The organism is Gluconobacter sp. P1D12_c (genome assembly GCF_018812105.1).
Lineage (GTDB): Bacteria > Pseudomonadota > Alphaproteobacteria > Acetobacterales > Acetobacteraceae > Gluconobacter > Gluconobacter oxydans_A.
Genome location: NZ_JACSIQ010000225.1, coordinates 1 through 561 on the forward strand (window position 1 = coordinate 1; position 561 = coordinate 561).

1 protein-coding gene and 1 pseudogene are annotated in these 561 nt (G+C 47.2%); both read right to left on the minus strand.

Annotated features, from left to right (window positions below; all coding sequences use genetic code 11):
* Positions 1-64: 64 nt before the first annotated feature.
* The gene (locus KP705_RS20285) at positions 65-202 is read right to left on the minus strand and encodes a hypothetical protein (RefSeq protein ID WP_252348434.1); all 138 of its coding nucleotides are present in this window, start codon (positions 200-202) and stop codon (positions 65-67) included.
* Between the two features lie 84 nt (positions 203-286).
* Positions 287-561: pseudogene (locus KP705_RS20290) on the minus strand (hypothetical protein); the annotation flags it as partial.

Below are 561 nucleotides of genomic sequence, written 5' to 3' on the forward strand. Positions count from 1 at the left end.
AAGTCGTTTGAATGAGAAATTATAAATGTATTTTGGCATGCAATATGGAATCGTTCGTTAGTTTTCATAATTTTCCTCCTTCTATAACTTCAAGATTAAATCCCGGCTTTGGTATTGTAGAAAGTTCTTCTTGTGTAGCACGACTACCTACTTCAGCAACGTGGMGGTTCATGTAGTAGCGGACAAGACCCGGCCCTCGCATACCGGCTACMTTTTAGCGCTCGGAGAAAATCGCACCTAACTTCACCAGTTCATTCATGATGGCTGTAACTTCGTTGACCCGAATTCAGACTTTTTCGGCGATTTCTTCGCGGGTTAGAATGATCTGTCCGGTATGTGGGAACAGGTGGTCGAACAAGAGCGTCCAGACGTCCACGGCCTTCATTGGACGTTTACTGTTCTTCATTAGCCACAAGGTGACAGCACGGTTCTGTGCGGGACGGATCATAACAAACGGCTCCGTTGTTCCGGGGGCTGGGGTAGTAATGCGTTGAACGGTGACCATGACCCGGCCAAGGGCATCATGGTCAAAATCGGGATTGTCAAAAAACGGCAAAAGGG